Source organism: Embleya australiensis (genome assembly GCF_051903075.1).
GTDB lineage: Bacteria > Actinomycetota > Actinomycetes > Streptomycetales > Streptomycetaceae > Embleya.
Genome location: NZ_CP182423.1, coordinates 3,247,066 through 3,263,171, shown reverse-complemented (window position 1 = coordinate 3,263,171; position 16,106 = coordinate 3,247,066). Strand labels below are relative to the sequence as shown.

The 16,106-nt window shown below is 72.3% G+C and carries 15 protein-coding genes and 1 pseudogene; 10 read left to right on the top strand and 6 right to left on the bottom strand.

Annotated features, from left to right (window positions below; all coding sequences use genetic code 11):
* Positions 1–2: 2 nt before the first annotated feature.
* Positions 3–1,826, bottom strand: coding sequence for a thiamine pyrophosphate-requiring protein (locus ACMXN5_RS44540; RefSeq protein ID WP_439680567.1), 1,824 nt, complete (start codon positions 1,824–1,826; stop codon positions 3–5).
* Between the two features lie 220 nt (positions 1,827–2,046).
* On the opposite strand from ACMXN5_RS44540, the gene ACMXN5_RS44535 reads away from it, so the two are divergent.
* Genes ACMXN5_RS44535 through ACMXN5_RS44505 form a run of 7 tightly spaced genes read left to right on the top strand, consistent with a single transcriptional unit; the run spans position 2,047 to position 6,359 of the window.
* Positions 2,047–2,526: a hypothetical protein gene (locus ACMXN5_RS44535; RefSeq protein ID WP_439680566.1), complete on the top strand. Its 480-nt coding sequence runs from the start codon at positions 2,047–2,049 to the stop codon at positions 2,524–2,526.
* On the top strand, positions 2,523–2,813 hold the full coding sequence (locus ACMXN5_RS44530) for a monovalent cation/H+ antiporter complex subunit F (protein WP_439680565.1): 291 nt from the start codon (positions 2,523–2,525) through the stop codon (positions 2,811–2,813). The genes ACMXN5_RS44535 and ACMXN5_RS44530 overlap by 4 nt, the downstream gene beginning before the upstream one ends.
* Positions 2,810–3,118 (top strand): monovalent cation/H(+) antiporter subunit G, encoded by a 309-nt coding sequence (locus ACMXN5_RS44525; RefSeq protein ID WP_439680564.1) that lies wholly within the window; start codon positions 2,810–2,812, stop codon positions 3,116–3,118. The genes ACMXN5_RS44530 and ACMXN5_RS44525 overlap by 4 nt, the downstream gene beginning before the upstream one ends.
* A complete protein-coding gene (locus tag ACMXN5_RS44520; RefSeq protein WP_439680563.1) occupies positions 3,115–3,420 on the top strand; it encodes a Na(+)/H(+) antiporter subunit B in 306 nt (101 codons plus the stop codon). Before ACMXN5_RS44525 ends, ACMXN5_RS44520 begins: the two co-directional genes overlap by 4 nt.
* Positions 3,417–4,166, top strand: a complete 750-nt coding sequence (locus tag ACMXN5_RS44515) for an MnhB domain-containing protein (protein WP_439680562.1) — start codon at positions 3,417–3,419, stop codon at positions 4,164–4,166. Before ACMXN5_RS44520 ends, ACMXN5_RS44515 begins: the two co-directional genes overlap by 4 nt.
* Entirely contained in the window at positions 4,163–4,519 is a 357-nt protein-coding gene (locus tag ACMXN5_RS44510; RefSeq protein ID WP_439680561.1) for a sodium:proton antiporter, read from the top strand. Before ACMXN5_RS44515 ends, ACMXN5_RS44510 begins: the two co-directional genes overlap by 4 nt.
* A 4-nt stretch (positions 4,520–4,523) precedes the next feature.
* Positions 4,524–6,359, top strand: a complete 1,836-nt coding sequence (locus ACMXN5_RS44505) for a complex I subunit 5 family protein (RefSeq protein WP_439680560.1) — start codon at positions 4,524–4,526, stop codon at positions 6,357–6,359.
* 33 nt (positions 6,360–6,392) lie between these two features.
* On the opposite strand, the gene ACMXN5_RS44500 is transcribed toward ACMXN5_RS44505, so the two are convergent.
* The 5 genes and pseudogenes from ACMXN5_RS44500 to ACMXN5_RS44480 form a co-directional block, all read right to left on the bottom strand.
* Positions 6,393–7,589: an ATP-binding protein gene (locus ACMXN5_RS44500; protein ID WP_439680559.1), complete on the bottom strand. Its 1,197-nt coding sequence runs from the start codon at positions 7,587–7,589 to the stop codon at positions 6,393–6,395.
* A gap of 464 nt (positions 7,590–8,053) precedes the next feature.
* Positions 8,054–8,452 (bottom strand): MerR family transcriptional regulator, encoded by a 399-nt coding sequence (locus ACMXN5_RS44495; protein WP_439681418.1) that lies wholly within the window; start codon positions 8,450–8,452, stop codon positions 8,054–8,056.
* An 88-nt stretch (positions 8,453–8,540) separates the two neighbouring features.
* Positions 8,541–10,436, bottom strand: a complete 1,896-nt coding sequence (locus ACMXN5_RS44490) for a protein kinase domain-containing protein (RefSeq protein WP_439680558.1) — start codon at positions 10,434–10,436, stop codon at positions 8,541–8,543.
* Between the two features lie 115 nt (positions 10,437–10,551).
* Positions 10,552–10,863: pseudogene (locus ACMXN5_RS44485) on the bottom strand (response regulator transcription factor); the annotation flags it as partial.
* A gap of 179 nt (positions 10,864–11,042) precedes the next feature.
* Entirely contained in the window at positions 11,043–11,450 is a 408-nt protein-coding gene (locus tag ACMXN5_RS44480; protein ID WP_439680557.1) for a RidA family protein, read from the bottom strand.
* A 431-nt stretch (positions 11,451–11,881) separates the two neighbouring features.
* On the opposite strand from ACMXN5_RS44480, the gene ACMXN5_RS44475 reads away from it, so the two are divergent.
* The 3 genes from ACMXN5_RS44475 to ACMXN5_RS44465 all read left to right on the top strand — a co-directional run bounded on the left by ACMXN5_RS44475 (position 11,882) and on the right by ACMXN5_RS44465 (position 16,100).
* Positions 11,882–13,399, top strand: a complete 1,518-nt coding sequence (locus ACMXN5_RS44475; protein ID WP_439680556.1) for a glycosyl hydrolase family 18 protein — start codon at positions 11,882–11,884, stop codon at positions 13,397–13,399.
* A 152-nt stretch (positions 13,400–13,551) separates the two neighbouring features.
* Entirely contained in the window at positions 13,552–14,508 is a 957-nt protein-coding gene (locus ACMXN5_RS44470) for a hypothetical protein (RefSeq protein ID WP_439680555.1), read from the top strand.
* Between the two features lie 257 nt (positions 14,509–14,765).
* Positions 14,766–16,100 carry a hypothetical protein gene (locus ACMXN5_RS44465; protein ID WP_439680554.1) on the top strand — a complete coding sequence of 445 codons (1,335 nt, stop codon included), beginning with the start codon at positions 14,766–14,768 and terminating at the stop codon, positions 16,098–16,100.
* Positions 16,101–16,106: the final 6 nt, after the last annotated feature.

The window sequence follows — 16,106 nt, the reverse complement described above, 5'->3', positions numbered from 1 at the left end:
CCTCACTGCCCCTCGTCCGCGCCCGGCCGATCCGAACGGTCGCGCCCGCCGGGCAACATCTCCTGGAGCTTGGCCTTCAGGCCTTGGCGGATCATCCCGCCCCGGTCGCTGTCGCCCTGCACGACGGCGGCCACCGCCGCCTCGATCTGGTCGAGCGTGGCGTGCGGCGGGATCGGCGGCACGGCGGGGTCGGTACGGAAGTCGAGGACGAACGGCCGATCCGCGGCCAGCGCCTCGCGCCAGGCCGGCTCCACGTCCTCGGGTCGGTCCACCCGCAGGCCGCCCAGCCCGATCGAGCGGGCGAAGTCGGCGTAGGGCACGTCGGGCAGGTGTTGCGACTCCTCGAACTGCGGCGCGCCCTCCATCGCCCGCATCTCCCACGTGACCTGGTTCAGGTCCTGGTTGTTCAGGACGGCGACGACCAGGCGCGGGTCGCTCCATTCGCGGCGATACTTGCCCGCGGTGATCAGTTCGGCCATGCCGTTCATCTGCATCGCGCCGTCGCCGACCAGGGCGATCGCCGGTCGCTCCGGGTGGGCGAACTTGGCGCCGATCGCGTACGGCACGCCCGGGCCCATGGTGGCCAGGGTGCCGGAGAGCGAGCCGCGCATGTCGCCGCGCATCCGCAGGTGCCGGGCGTACCAGTTGGCCGCCGAGCCGGAGTCGGCGGTGACGATCGCGTCGTGCGGGAGCAGCGCGTCGAGCGCGTGCACGACGTATTCCGGGTTGATCGGGTCCGCGTCCACCGCCGCCCGCCGCTGCATCACCTGCCACCACCGCGCCACGTTCGCCTCGATGCCCGAACGCCACGCGCCGTGCTTCTTGGCCCGTACCAGCGGCAGCAGTCGGCGCAGCGTCTCGCGCGCGTCGCCGATCAGGTTGATCTCGAACGGGTAGCGCAGCCCGATCATCGAGGGGTCGATGTCGATCTGCACCGCCCGGGCCCGGTCGTACTCCGGCAGGAACTGCGAATAGGGGAAGTTCGACCCGATCGAGATCAACGTGTCGCACTCGCGCATCAGTTCGTACGAGGGCCGGGTGCCGAGCAGGCCGATGGAGCCGGTGACGTAGGGCAGTTCGTCGGAGAGCACGTCCTTGCCGAGCAGCGCCTTGGCCACGCCGGCGCCGAGCAGTTCGGCCAGTTCCTCGACCTCCGCCCGGGCGCCGCGCGCACCCTGGCCGACCAGGATGGCGACCTTCTCCCCGTCGTTGAGCAGATCCGCGGTGCGGCGCAGGTCCTCGTCGCCGGGTACCGGCGCGGACCAGGTCGTCCCGAGACTGGACGGCACCATCTTGAAGGCATGCCCGGGAGCGGTGTAGTCAAGGTCCTGGACGTCGGAGGGCACGATCACGGCGGTGACGGTGCGCCGCGCGGCGGCGATCCGGATCGCCCGGTCCAGCACGTTGGGCAGCTGTTCGGGCACGGTCACCGTCTCGCAGTACTCGGATGCGACGTCCTTGTACAGGCTCGCCAGGTCCACCTCCTGCTGGTACGAGCCGCCCATCGCGCTGCGCGCGGTCTGGCCCACGAGCGCCACGACCGGGACGTGGTCGAGCTTGGCGTCGTAGAGGCCGTTGAGCAGGTGGATCGCGCCCGGCCCGGAGGTGGCGGCGCACACCCCGACCCGGCCGGAGAACTTGGCGTAGCCCACCGCCTGGAACGCGGCCATCTCCTCGTGTCGCGCCTGGATGAATCGTGGTCGGTCGTCCGCCCGTCCCCACGCGGCCAGCAGGCCGTTGATGCCGTCGCCCGGGTAGGCGAAGACGTATTCGACGTCCCATTCGCGCAGCCTGGCCAGGATCCGGTCCGCGACCTTCTCCGACATGACGTTCCCTCTTCCCTTCATCGGCGCCACCGCGTGGGTGCCCGGCGCACCACCACGTTCCGGGAAACGCGATCGTGGCCTTGCTGCTAACCGCGCGTCGGCTCGGGAAACGACCCATCGAGGCAAAGAGTCGGTAGGCGCCCGCTCGGCGGATCCTCCCGGCGGGGCAGGCATCACCGGCACGATCACGGGTAGCGGCGCAGTCCGGAGGTGGTCTCCCGTGTCCCGTGCCGTCCGCTACGGCGGGTCGTTGTTCGTGGCCTGCCTGGCGCTGTACCTCGCGCTGATCTCGACCGTGGAACCGCTCGAATGGGCGATCGGCGCCGGCGCGGCGCTGCTCGGGGCGGGGTTCGGGCTCGGCGCCCACCGGGTGGCGGACCCCGCCGTCGACGCGCCGCGCACCGCCTCCGCTCGGGCACTTCGGCTGCCGGTGGCGTGGTCCCTGGACGCGGTTCGCGAGTGTGGACTGCTGCTGCGGGTGGTCGCGGTCGGCGCGGCGCGGCGTGAGGTGGGCGGCCGGTTCGAGCGGGTACGTCCGGCGCGGGCGGTCCGGTCGGCCACCGCCGCGTTCGTCCTGTCCGCCACGCCGGGTGCGTACGCGGTCGACCTCGACGACGCGGGCGTGCTCACCGTGCACACGCTGCCCCTGGGCCGTTCGCGCACCCGGCGGGTGATCACCGCCGGCGGGCGGGCGCGATGAACGCGTGGCTGATCGCGGTCGCGGTGCTGCTCGTGGGCGGACTGGCGCCGTGTCTGGTGGTCACCTCGTTCGGGAGCGTGCCGCGTCGCCTGGTCGGGCTGACCGTCGCCAATACCCTGACGGTGGTGATCCTGCTGCTGCTCGCCGAGGGCCTGCACCGCACCTCGTATGTGGATCTCGCACTGGTCCTGGTCCTGTTGGGTCCGGTGGGCACGCTGGTGTTCACCCGCATCCTGGGCCCGGACGAGCGGGCGGACGACGGTGCGGTCAATGCTGAGGGCCGATGAGCGCTCGGCATACGGTGGCGCTGGTGTTGTTGGTGGTCGGCGTCGGCCTGTTGCTCCTGGCGGCGGTCGCCGTGCTCGCGCTGCCCGGGGTACATCCGCGCCTGCACGCGGGCGCTCCCGCAGCCGTGCTCGGCGCCCCGCTGGTGACGTTGGCCCTCGCGGTGGAGACGGGGCCCGGGCGGGCCGTGCTGAAGCTGCTGCTGATCGGCGCCGCGGCGGCCGTCGGCGGCACGGTCACCACCATGGCGCTGGGCCGCGCCGCCGCCGGGGACGAGGGCGGCGCGGGCCCGGAGGAGGCGCGGTGAACGACACGATCGTCGTCGCGTCCCTGGCCCTGGTGGCGGTGGGCGGCACCGCGGCGGTCCTGGCCCGCGATCCGGCCCGGCAGGCCGTCGCCCTCGGCATGCAGGGGTTGTTGCTCTCGGTGTTGTTCACCGTGCTCCAGGCGCCGGATGTGGCCCTGTCGCAACTGGTCGTGGGCACCGCGCTGACCCCGCTGATGATCCTGCTGACGGTGCGCAAGATCCGTACCCGACGCGCCCTTCCCGACACGGCCGATCGGGCGCGGGACAAGCACGATTCGGCCGACGAGGACGGGCACCCGTGAGTGCCCGGGGCAGGCTGATCCTGCTGCTGAGCGCGGGCGGGGTGGGTCTGGTCGGCCTGGTCATGGCGGTGTTGCGGCTGCCGGATTTCGGGCGGGCCGCGCACCCGTACGGCGACGCGGCGGTCGCGGGGGCGTTGCGCCGGCACACGGCGAACGTGGTCTCCTCCGTCAACTTCGATCAGCGTGCGTTCGACACGCTCGGCGAGGAGATGATCCTGTTCGCCGCGGCCTCCGCGGCCGTGGTGCTGCTGCGGCGCGCGCCCGACGAGCGCACGGTGGCGCCGCACCCGGCGCGGGTCCTGCCGGTCGTGCGCCGCTTCGGGCTGCTGCTGTTGCCACCGGTGCTGATGGTGGGGGTGTACGTGGTCGCGCACGGCAACACCACACCGGGCGGTGGGTTCCAGGGTGGTGTGGTGTTGGCCACCGGGCTGCATCTGCTGTATCTGGCCGCCGACTACCGGGCGTTGGAGCGACTGCGTCCGCTCGCCGTGTTCGAGGTCGGCGAGGCGACCGGGGCGGCGGCCTTCGCGATCCTGGGCACGGTCGGCGTGTGGACCGGGGCCGGCTTCCTGGCCAACGAGGTGCCACTCGGCCGGTTCGGCGCGCTCGCCTCGGGCGGGACGGTTCCGCTGCTGAACGCGGCGGTCGGCGTCGAGGTGGGCTGCGCGCTGGTGGTCGTGCTCGGCCGTTTCCTGGATCAGGCGTTGCGGGTGCGGCCCGCCGACGGCGGAGCGGAGGGCCGATGACGTCCGGTTCGGTGTTTCCCTACCTGGTCGCCGTGTGGTTGTTCGCGATCGGCGTCTACGGCATGGTGACCAGCCGCGATCTGGTGCACGCGGTGGGGAGCCTCGCGGTGGCCCAGTCCTCGACCTACGTCCTGCTGCTGACCATCGGCTATCGCGCCGGCGGCACCGCGCCGGTGTTCGCCGACGCCCCCACCGACTCTCGGGTGGTCGATCCGGTGGTGCAGGCGCTGGTGCTCACCGACATCGTGGTCGGCGCCACCGTCACCGCGCTGCTCCTGGCCCTGGTCGTGCAGTTGCACAAGCGGATGGGCACCGTGGACCCGGCCGCCGTGGCCGACGAGTTGCGCGGCTGAGCGCGTGGTCGGGGCGATCGCGCCACTGGCGGTGGCGGTCCCGCTGATCGGCGCCGCGTTGTTGTCGGCCGCCGGGCGGGTGCTGCCACGTCGGGTCGTGGACACGTTCACCGCGACGGTGGTGGCGGCCGTGGCGGGCGGATGTGTCGTCCTCGCGGTGCGCGCCGGCGACGGCCGGATCGTGTCCCGACTCGGCGGGTGGGACGCCGTGCACGGCACCGGCATCGTGCTGGTCGCGCATCGTATGGGTGCCGCCGCCGCGGCGTTGGCGGCGATCGTGGTGGGCGCGGCGTTGGTCTTCTCCTGGCGCTACTTCAAGGAGGTGGAGGCGCATTTCCACGCGCTGATGTTGCTGTTCACGGCGGGCATGTGCGGATTCGCGCTGACCGGCGACCTGTTCGACGCCTTCGTCTTCTTCGAACTGATGAGCGTGGTGGCCTACGCGCTGACCGGCTATCGGGTGGAGGAGTCGCGGGCGGTGCACGGCGCGCTGAATTTCGGCCTGCTCAACTCGCTGGGCGCGTACTGCACGCTGCTCGGCGTCGGTCTGTTGTACGCGCGCACCGACCGGCTCGGATTCGCCCAGATCGGCGCCGAACTGGCCGGGCATCGGCCGGATCCGTTGGTCGTCGCGGCGTTCGTGCTGGTGTCGACCGGGCTGCTGGTCAAGGCCGCGGCGGTGCCGTTCCACTTCTGGCTCCCCGACGCACACGCGGTCGCGCCCGCGCCGGTGTGCATGGTCTTCTCCGGCGTGATGGTCGAACTCGGGCTGTACGGCCTGGCCCGGGTGTACTGGATCGTCTTCTCCGACACCGTGTCGGCCGCGACGACGCATCGGGCGCTGTTCACGCTCGGGGCGCTGACCGCGCTGGTCGGCGCGCTGATGTGTTGGCGACAGCGGCACCTGAAGCGGCTGTTGGCGTTCTCGACCGTCGCGCACATGGGCCTGTTCCTGATCGCGATCGGCGCCGCGAGCGGGCCGGGGGTCGCCGGCGCGGCGGTGTACGTGGCGGCGCACGCCGGCGCCAAGGCCGCGTTGTTCGCGTGCGTGGGCATCCTGCTCGACCGTCTGGGCTCGGTCGACGAACTCGATCTCTACGCGCGAGGCCGGCAACTGCCGCTCACCGGGCTGCTGTTCGCGGTGGGCGGTCTGGCCTTGGCGGGGCTGCCGCCGTTCGGGGTGGGGCTGGGCAAGGCCCTCGCCGAGACCGCGGCCGGCGAGTCGGGCGCACTCTGGGCACCGGCGCTGTTCGTCCTGGTGTCGGCGGTGACCGGCGCGGCCGTGCTCCGCGCCGGGCTGCGCGTCTTCGCGGGGGCGGGCCCACGCCCGAGCGACCGGAAGGAGGCGGACCGCACCGCCGGCGACGACAGCGACCCCGACACGGGCCGGCCGCTGCCGCGCACTCCCGCGACGATGCTCGCCGCGCCGCTGATCCTGCTCCTGGGCACCCTGGCCGTAGGGACATGGCCCGGTTTCCCCGACGTGGTCGGCCGCGCGGCCGAGGTGTTCACCGATCGGCCCGGCTACCTCGCCTCGGTACAGGGCGCGCCGCACGCTCCCCCGGCGGCGGCGACGGCGCCCGGCTGGACCGGCGAGGGCCTGCTCCTGGGCGCGGTGTCCACGGTGCTCGCGGTGGGCGGGGCCTCGGCGGCGGTATGGGGGCCGCGCCTCCACGGCAGGAGCGCCGACCGGGCCCGCACCGGCCTGCGCCGACTCGATCGCGCCGCGGCCCCACTCCACCGCCTGCACTCGGGCCACGTGGGTGACTACGTGGCCTATCTGGTCACCGGGATGGGGGTGTTGGGCCTGCTCGTCCACCCCTGGACGACCGGCGGATAGCCGAGTTCGCGCCGGCGGCGGCCACGCGTCGCCTCAGCCCCGGGAGGAGCGCCGGGCGATGCGCTCGACGAGCCCGACGGCGGCCTCGGGGTGCTCGTCCAGCCACCTGCCGAGCCGGTCCCGAACGGCGTCGCGGACACAGGCGCGCACCAAGGAATTGCCCAACGTTTGACGGGTGGAGCCTTCGAACTCGGGGCCGTCCAGCTTCACCGACACGACCGCGGTCAGGCCCACGCCGATCCGGTCCATGTCGAGATCGGGGTCCGTCGCCGTCAGCAGCCCTTGCTCGCGCGCGTACGCGGTGAGCGCGGCCGTCAGTCCATCGCGGAAGCCCACCAGGTGTGTGCCGCCGATGGTGGGCCGACTGTTGGCGAAACCGCGAACGCACTCCTCGGTGGAGCCGCCCCAGCGCAGGGCCACCTCCAGCGTCCCCGCCATCCGCGCGTCCTCGCACTCGACATGGACGATGTCCGTGGAGGTGGCCGCCGACGCCGAATCGTCGAGAAACGCGACGAAGTCCCTTGCCCCGCCCGGGAATCGATATCGCGTCGACCGGGGCTCGCCGGGGCCCCGACGGTCGGTCAGCGAGATGTGCAACTCCCGGTACAGGAAAGCCAGTTCTCGGCAGCGTTCGGCCAGGTCGTCGAACGCTTGCTCCGTGGTGGTGAAGATCTCGGGATCGGGCCGGAAGGTGAGGATGGTCCCGCTCCCGGTCGCCGCCCCCGACTCGGTGACCGGGGTGACGGCCTCGCCACGCGCGTACTCCTGTACCCAACGGACCCCGTCCCGCCGCACCTCGGCCGTCAGCCGGCTCGAAAGGGCGTTGACGATGGACAGTTCCGCACCGTGCAGGAGCGTCACGTCGCGACGGCCGAAGGGCCGCGCCCCGACCGACATCCGGGTCAACAGGCTTTCCAGGTCGGGCACTCCCGGCCCGTCGTCGGCGACGCACACGACGCCGTCGGGCAGGAGCGTGATGTCGACGGAGCCGCCGGCGCCGGCGCCGGCCAGTATCTCGTTCACCGCCCGGTCGACGACCTCGCACACCATGTGGTTCAGGCCGCGTTCACCGGTCGAGCCGATGTACATCCCGGGCCGCGCCCGAATCACCTCCGCCCCGTGGAGCAGCCGGATTTGGCTCGCGTCGTACGTGCCGGCGTCGTTGCTCACGATGTCCCCTTCGACAACTTGCGACAGGACCCCCAGCCTAGGCAAATTTCGGGAAAACACCAGGTCAGAGCCAGTATGCCGGCCACGCGAGGGGCCGACTGAGCGCCTCCCCGGAGGGGGGCTGCCCCGACCCTCGCGAACCCCCGCCCGAGCACGCGTGCGGGTCCGCTCAGCCCCCGTACGAGGCCATTCTCGATGCCCTCCAGGTCACCGATTCCTTTTTCTACCGGGCCCGTTCCGCATGGGCGATCGATGGCTCCCGCGAACTGCCCGGACGACCGGGCCCGTTGGTCGTCCGGGCGACGCGGGCGCTATGAGTGGTCGGCTGGTTCGGCCGCGTCGGCTGCTCGTCGCGTCGGTGGGAGGCCGGTACGGCGGGCGAGGGCGGTGGTCAGGACGGCCGCGGCGTACGAGCAGCCCGCCGAGCGGCCATCGCGGCGTGCCCGGCACGGTGTTCGCGGCCGGGAGGGAATCCGTTGTCGAAGTCATGCCCGGACGGTAAAACCCTCACGTTTGCGTGAGGGTCAAGCGCGCACGGCGTCCGTGTGCTCCCGGTCCGCGTGAGCCGCCGTGCGAGCGGCGCTCAGGTAGGCGTCGATGGCGTTGCGGTTGCGGGCGAGGCACCGGATACGGCGGTCGAGTTGTTCCCGCTCCGCCGCGACCTGATCGAGCACCCGCGCACACGGGATCTGCGGCAGCAGGTCGGCGGGGCCGTCGAGGTAGGGCAGGATGTCGCGGATGATCCGGGTGGGCAGCCCACAGTCGATCAGCCCGCGAATCTGCCGAACCACCTCGTCCGCTCCGGCGCAGTATTCGCGGTAGCCGTTGCCGCCGCGTGCGGGCCGGATCAGCCCCTCTTCCTCGTAGTAGCGCAACGCCCGCACACTGACCCCGGTCAACCGGGACAACTCCCCGATCTTCATTCGATCCACCCCACAACGACTCCGTCGACCCTCACATCGACGTAAGGGTTTCACCCTCACGCTACCGCCGGCACGTGGAGCGGCGGCGTCAGCGTGCCGCGATGAGGTCGATCACGAAGACGAGGGTGGCGTTCGGGCGCATCGTGCCGGGTGGGGTCGCGCCGTACGCCTTGTCGGGTGGGATCACCAACTGCACCCGGCTGCCGACACGTTGGCCGACCAGGCCCTCGTCCCAGCCCGGAATCAGCTGTCCCGTGCCGATGCCGAAGACGGCGTGCTCGCCGCGGGCCCACGAGGAGTCGAACACCGTGCGGTCGCTCTGGTACACGCCCACGTAGTCGACCGTGAGCTCTTGCCCGGCTCGGACCTCGGGGCCCGAACCGGGTTCGAGTACGCGCGTCACCAGCCCGCCGGCGCCCTTGCTGACGTCGAGGGCGCGGATGTCGGGTTCGGTGCGCGGTGGGGTGGTCGTGCCGGGCGAGGACGTGGACGACGGTTGCCCCCCGCCCGGCGGGACGGAGGCGGGCGGGACGGAGGCGGGTGGGCGCGTGGACGGCCCCGTCGTGGCGGTGCTCGTCGCGCTCGCCGTCGACGTGGGGGTACCCGCGGACCGGTTGCCGGCGTCGTCGTCACGCGTGGCCAGGACGACCGCGACGGTGATCGCCGACACCGCGACCACCGAGCCGGCGGCCAGGAACACCCGACGCCGCGCCCGGGCCGGCTTCGCCGGCGGCGGTGGCAGGAACCCCGGAAACCCATCGGGGCGAGGCGGCCGAGCAGGCACGGGAGGCACGGGATGCGCACGAGGCGGCGGCGGCACCGGCGGCACCGGCGGCACCCCGCCCTCCTCGCCCACACCCGCCGGCACGGGCACGGTAACGACCGACGCCTGCGGCACACCGTCGTCCATGGGCACGGTAACAGCCGACGCGCCCGGCGCGCCCTCCTCCACGGGCACCGTGACAGCCAAGGCCCCCGGCGCGCCCTCGTCCACGGGCTCGGTGACAGCCAACGTCCCTGCGGCACCCTCCTCCACGGGCACCGTGACGGCCGGCGCGCCCCGCGCACCCCCGTCCACGGGCACAGCGACGGCCGGCGTCGCCGCCTCCTCCCGGCCCCCGCCCGTGATCGCCTCGGCCACCGCCGGCGGCAACCACCATCCCGCACCCGCCCCGGCCACGCCCGCGTCGATCGCCAGCTCGGCCAGCACCTCGGCGGCCGTCGGGCGCGCCGTCGGCGACTTGTCCAGGCACGCCGACACCAGCGGCGACAACACGGCGGGCACGCCGTCGAGATCGGGGGCGTCGTGCACGACGCGATAGAGCAGCGCCGGCACCGACCCGTGCCCGAACGGCCCGCTCCCGCGCGCCGCGAACGCCAGTACCGCGCCGAGCGAGAACACGTCCGAAGGCTCGCCCACCTCACGGTCGGCGCACTGCTCGGGCGACATGAACCCCGGTGAGCCGACCGTGCTGCCCGTGTGGGTGAGCACGCTCGCCTCGACCGCCCGCGAGATGCCGAAGTCGATCACCTTGGGCCCGTCGGCGGCCAGCATGACGTTGGACGGCTTCAGGTCGCGGTGGATCACGCCCACCGCGTGGATCGCCGCCAGCGCCTCGGCCAACCCGGCCCCCAGCGCTCGCAACGGCCCCTCCGGCCACGGCCCGTACCTCGCCACCGCGTCGGACAGCGCCATGCCGTCGACGTACACCGTGGCCAGCCACGGGCTCGGCGCGTCCGGCGCCGCGTCGACCACCGCCGCCGTGAACGCCCCGCTCACCGCGCGGGCCGCCGCCACCTCGCGGGCGAACCGCCGCCGGAAGTCCGCGTGCTCGGCCAGGTCCGGCCGCACCACCTTGACCGCCACGGCCCGCCCCGACGCCGACCGCCCGAGATACACCCGGCCCATGCCGCCCTGGCCGAGCCGCCGCTCGATCCGGTACGGCCCGATCCACGCCGGATCGTCGCCCGTCGGCCCGCTCACGCCGTCCCCCACTCGCGTCCCCTCGCCACGTGCCGCCCCGACGACACCCGCCGCCCGCGCCGCGCCTCACCCGACCGGCCCGGCCCGGGTGTCCGCGATCATCCCACTCGCGGCCTCACCCGCGCGCCGTGTTCCCGTCGGCGCTCTCACCTCGAGGCAGCAACCCCGTCTCGATCGCGGTGACCACCGCGTGGGTGCGGTCGCCGACGTCGAGTTTGGCGAAGATGCGGAGCAGGTGGGTCTTGACCGTGGCCTCCGCGATCACCAGTCGGGCGCCGATGTCCGCGTTGGACAGTCCGTCCGCCACCGCGTTCAGGACCTGGATCTCGCGGGAGGTGAGCACCACCGGGGCGGGTCGGCACATCCGGGCGACCAGGCGCTCCGCGACCCTGGGCGCCAGTACGGTCTGGCCCCGGGCCGCCGCATGCGGTCCGCGATCTCGCCGGCCGCGGCGTCCGCCTCCGGGCCCACCCGCTCCGCGCCGGCCTTCGCGGTAATCAGTGCCCGCTCCATCGGATCCTGTTCGTCGGGCCGGTCGCCTCGACAGCCTCGACCGACGGAACCCGTTGTCCACCGATCGGTGGACAACGGGTCCGGGGAGGCGGTTCAGTCCAGGATCGCGACGGCCTCGACCTCGACCAGATGGGCGGGAATGTCCAGGGCGGCGACGCCCAGAAGGGTGGCCGGAGCCGCCGGCGTGACACCGAGCGCGGCGGCGGCGCGGGCGATGCCGTCGAGGAGTTGCGGCATCTTCTCGGGCGTCCAGTCGACCACGTGCACGGTCAACTTCGCGACGTCGTCGAAGGTCGCCCCGACACCGGCCAGGGCGGTGGCGACGTTGCGGTAGCACTGTTCGACCTGGGCGGCGAGATCACCCTCGCCGACCGTGACCCCGTCGGCGTCCCAGGCCACCTGCCCGGCGAGGAAGACCAGCTTCGACCCGGTGCCGACCGACACCTGCCGGTACACGTCGATCTCCGGCAGACCGGCGGGGTCGGTGAGGGTGATGGCCATGGCGCTGCCTCCGTAGTGGTCTCTGATGGTTACTCGGAAACCATAGGAGAGCGATCCCTGACCTGGAAGAACGCACTTTTCGGTGCCCGAGGAACCCAAAGGTGACCACGGGAGGGCCGGGAATCGCCATGGTCGCCCGAGCCCGGTCCGTCGGGCCCGGCGAGGCGTGCCCCGCGAGGTGCCGGCGAGGCGTCGGCGGAGGCGCCGGCGCCGCCGACGGGAGGGTTGGCGGACATTGCCCGCGCGAGTGGTCGGCAGCCCCGAAACGGGTCCGGCCAGGGGCGGAGCGTCGCGGCTCGCAAAAATGGTCTAGTCCATTTTTGGTCCAGACCATTGACTTCGATACCGCGTGAGCTATCTCATACCGATGCCGCCGAGAGCCACGCGAAGCGACGGCGGTCCGTCCCCTCTCACAGTCTGGACGCACGCACATGCGACTCCTCCGTACGTTACGAGCGGCCGTCGCCGCCACCGTCACCGCCGCCGCGGCGGTGAGCCTCACCGCATTCGGAGCCGGCCCCGCCCAGGCCGCGACTCCCCTGCCCGCACACGTCTTTGCCCCCTACTTCGAGGCGTGGACCGGGGACAGTCCGGCCGCGCTGTCCGCCCAATCGGGCGCGAAGCACCTGACCATGGCGTTCCTGCAGACCGCCACCTCGGGCTCGTGCACGGCGTACTGGAACGGCGACAGCGGCATGCCGATCGCCCAGTCCACGTTCGGCGCCGACATCAAGACGATCCAGGGCCGGGGCGGGGACGTGATCCCCTCCTTCGGCGGCTACACCGCGGACACCACGAACACCGAGATCGCGGACAGCTGCACCGACGTCAATCAGATCGCCGAGGTGTACAAGAAGGTCATCACGACCTACGACATCTCTCGCCTCGACATGGACATCGAGGTCGACGCGCTCGACAAGACGGCCGGCATCGACCGCCGCAACAAGGCGATCAAGCTGGTCCAGGACTGGGCCGCGGCCAACGGGCGCAAGGTCGAGATCTCCTACACGCTGCCCACCACCACCCACGGCCTCGCCGAGAACAGCGTGGCGCTGCTGCGCAACGCGGTGAGCAACGGCACGCGGGTCGACGTGGTCAACCTGATGACGTTCGACTACTACGACAACGCCACGCACAACATGGCCAACGACACCGAGACGGCCGCGCAGGGCCTGTACAACACCCTCGCGCAGCTCTACCCGGGCAAGACCCCCACGCAGCTCTGGGGCATGATCGGCGTCACCGAGATGCCCGGCATCGACGACTTCGGCGCGGCCGAGACATTCACCCTGGCCAACGCCAACCAGGTATACAACTGGGCGGTGTCGAAGGGCATCAACACGCTCTCCTTCTGGGCGCTCCAGCGGGATCGCGGCAACTGCGGCGCCTCCTCCGACAGTTGCTCCGGAATCCCGGGCAACCAGTGGGACTTCAGCCACGTCTTCGCGCCGTTCACCAGCGGCACGACGACCCCGACCAACGACTTCGCGGTACAGACGGCGCCCGCCTCCGGAACGGTCGCCGCGGGCAACTCCACCACCAGCACGGTGAACACCTCGGTCACGGCGGGTTCGGCGCAGACGGTGAACCTCACCGTCAGCGGCGCCCCCGCCGGCGTCTCGGCCTCGCTCAGCCCGACATCGGTGACGGCGGGAGGCAGTTCGACGCTGGCCATCACCACGACGTCGGCGGCCGTCTCGGGTACGTACACCCTGACGGTGACCGGCGTCGGCACGTCCGTCAGCCACTCGGCGACCTACACGCTGACCATCACCGGCGGCAACGGCCACCAGTGCACGGCCCCGCCGTGGGCGTCCGGCACGGTCTACACCGGCGGGCAGCAGGTCTCGTACCAGGGCCACACCTGGAAGGCCAAGTGGTGGACGACCGGCGAGACGCCCGGCACCACCGGCCAGTGGGGCGTCTGGCAGGACCTCGGCGCCTGCTGAGACCGGCCCGAAGCGCCTGAATGAACGGTGTCGCCCGGCGGATTTCCCGCCGGGCGACGCCCGCGTGTCCCCATCGAGACGGTTTCCCCGTGTTCGGCCTAATTCGGGCGCATACTCGACTCCACGGCGGGTGTTCTCGGGGGAGGAACGCGATGCGGGTGCGCCGGGTCGGGACACGGGCGGGACTGGTCACGGTGTGCACGGTGATGGCGTTGTTCGGCGCCACCTCGTGCGGCTACCTGGGATTCGACGAAGACGGCGAGCGGAAGGCGGGTCTCGACGATCCGGTGCTCGGCTACGCCATCGGGCCGATCAAGTTCTCCATCTCGACGCGCGGGAAGATCTCGGTGTCGCTCGGGGCGCGCTGGGTCACCCCGGCGGGCACGTTCGGCGTCGACGGTGGCGTCGACTACTCGAGGAAGGCGGCGACCGCCGGGAGCGAACTCGTCGTGATGATCCGGCATCGCGAGGAGGGTCGGGTCAAGGAGGACGTCTACCGCGTCACCGCCGCGAAGGGGCTCCGGGTGACGCTGGAGGGCAGGGTGGTCCAGGAGTTCTCGCCGGGGCGAGTGCTGCTGGAGGCCGACCCGGGAACCACCATCACGATCGATCCCCCGGACGGCGGCGCGAGCGCGAGCGCGCGTGCGAGCGCCGGGGCGACCACGAGGCCGCCAGACGCTCCGCTGCCCACCGGCTCCGGGCCGAGCAGGAGCACGAGCCCACACCCGACCACGCAGCCGACCGCCCGCCAACTGCCAGCCGACTTCGCCGCGAGTTGGCGCGGCAGCGCCGTCGGTACCGCCACGTTCACCGTCGGCCTGCGACTCCACGTGGGCAGGGCCGGAACCGTCGTCGGCGAGTCGGACTACCCCGGCAACTGCTCCGGAACCCTGACCCTGGAGATCGAGGACCGCGCCGCCATCCGCGCCGACCGGATCGTCCTGCGCGAGGACATCGTCCGCAACCCGAAGCAACGCTGCGCGCGCGGCGGCTGGGTCGTACTGAGCAAGATCCCGGGCAACAAACTCAAGTACGACTACTACACAACCTTCCCAACCGGCAACCCACCGCCACAAGCCACAGGCCTCCTGACCCACAACACCGGCTGACCCCACCCAAACCGCCCTCGCAGCCCGGCCGAACCGCACAACCCCGCTCCCCCGGAACAACCGACCCGGCCCGCCCCCACGCCCCATCCCGACCCCGCCTGCCCCGGCTCGGGCAGCCCCACCCCGCGCCCCCGGGCGACCGGTCCCGACCCGGTCCGTCCCCGCTTGCCGGGGCTCGGGGGGAGGGGAAGCATGGAAGCAAGAGCGCTTCGCACTCGTATGGATGCGCCGTTGTCGCACGGACATGGAGCCGGACGATGTCTGGTCCTTTTCAACAGTTTCCGCTCGAAGGGGGCTCGACGGCGGATCTCTACCTCCTTCGCTACGACCGCGACGGCGCGCTGCGCAGCCCCGTCGCCGAGCAGGAGATCAAGGACCGGCTCGCCGGGGTGAGCGACGTCTTCCTGTTCTCGCACGGTTGGAACAACGTGTTCGCGCAGGCCCTCGACCGTTATCGCAGCTTCGTCAACGGGTTCATCGAGCAGCGGCGGCAGTTCGCCCTCCCGCTCCCACCGGACTACAAACCGCTGCTGATCGGCGTCATCTGGCCCTCCACGAGCTTCGTCATGCCGTGGGAGGCGGGCCCCGACATCGCCGCCGAACCGGATCCCGACGGTCCCGAGGCCCGGCAGGTCGAGGAGATGTTCGGCCTGGTCACCGGCGCCCTGAAGACCGAATCCGACCCGGAGTTCGTCGAGTTGACGGACGGCCGCACCACGATCGACGTCGACGACGCGCGCCGGGCCGCCGAGATCGTGCTCGGCTCGCTGCGCGCCGGGCGCGATCCGGACGACGGCTCACCGCCACCCACCGCCGAGGAATTCCTCGACGTCTGGGCGGCATTGGACGGCGGCGGCGCCTCGGCCCCACCCGCCGCCCCGGACGATTTCGGCGTCGCGCACCCGGCCGCGCCGGGCCTGCAGGTCGCGGGCGCCGGCTTCGATCCGCGCAGCCTGTTGCGTGCCGCGACGGTATGGACGATGAAGGCCCGTGCGGGTGATGTGGGCGCCAAGGGGGTGGGGCCGCTCGTCGCGCACATCCTGCGCGAGAGCGGCGTGCGACTGCACCTGGTCGGCCACTCGTTCGGCGCGAAGGTGGTGTTGTCGGCGCTCGTGGCCGCCGCGCCGACCCGTCCCGCCCGGTCGATGTTGCTGCTCCAGGCGGCCGTCAACCGCTGGTGCCTCGCGGCCGACGTCGCCGGCACCGGCCGCTCCGGCGGCTACCACGCGGCCCTCGATCTGGTGGACCGGCCGCTGCTCACCACGTTCTCCGCGTTCGACGATCCGCTGACCAAGTTCTTTCACCTCGCGATGCGCGGCAGTCAGCTGGGCGAACCGGGCGTCGCCGCGATCGGCGATCCCGAACTGTACGGCGCGCTGGGCGGGTTCGGCCCGGCCGGTGTCGACGCCATCTCCACCCGGCGATCCGCCGCCGTACCCGGCTCGGAGCACTACGACCTCGGCGGCGGCTTCCGGGTGATCGCCGTCGACGGCGGGGTCCGGATCGACGGGCATCCCGCCATCTCCGGCCACGGCGACGTCAGCAATCCGGCGACGTGGTGGGCCATGCACGCCCTGGCCGGACCGGACTGAGGAACC

Coding starts and splice junctions, on each gene's coding strand:
- ACMXN5_RS44540 (WP_439680567.1), bottom strand. CDS start 1,826: ATGTCGGAGAAGGTCGCGGACCGGATCCTGGCCAGGCTGCGCGAATGG.
- ACMXN5_RS44530 (WP_439680565.1), top strand. CDS start 2,523: ATGAACGCGTGGCTGATCGCGGTCGCGGTGCTGCTCGTGGGCGGACTG.
- ACMXN5_RS44525 (WP_439680564.1), top strand. CDS start 2,810: ATGAGCGCTCGGCATACGGTGGCGCTGGTGTTGTTGGTGGTCGGCGTC.
- ACMXN5_RS44510 (WP_439680561.1), top strand. CDS start 4,163: ATGACGTCCGGTTCGGTGTTTCCCTACCTGGTCGCCGTGTGGTTGTTC.
- ACMXN5_RS44495 (WP_439681418.1), bottom strand. CDS start 8,452: ATGAAGATCGGGGAGTTGTCCCGGTTGACCGGGGTCAGTGTGCGGGCG.
- ACMXN5_RS44480 (WP_439680557.1), bottom strand. CDS start 11,450: ATGGCCATCACCCTCACCGACCCCGCCGGTCTGCCGGAGATCGACGTG.
- ACMXN5_RS44475 (WP_439680556.1), top strand. CDS start 11,882: ATGCGACTCCTCCGTACGTTACGAGCGGCCGTCGCCGCCACCGTCACC.
- ACMXN5_RS44470 (WP_439680555.1), top strand. CDS start 13,552: ATGCGGGTGCGCCGGGTCGGGACACGGGCGGGACTGGTCACGGTGTGC.
- ACMXN5_RS44465 (WP_439680554.1), top strand. CDS start 14,766: ATGTCTGGTCCTTTTCAACAGTTTCCGCTCGAAGGGGGCTCGACGGCG.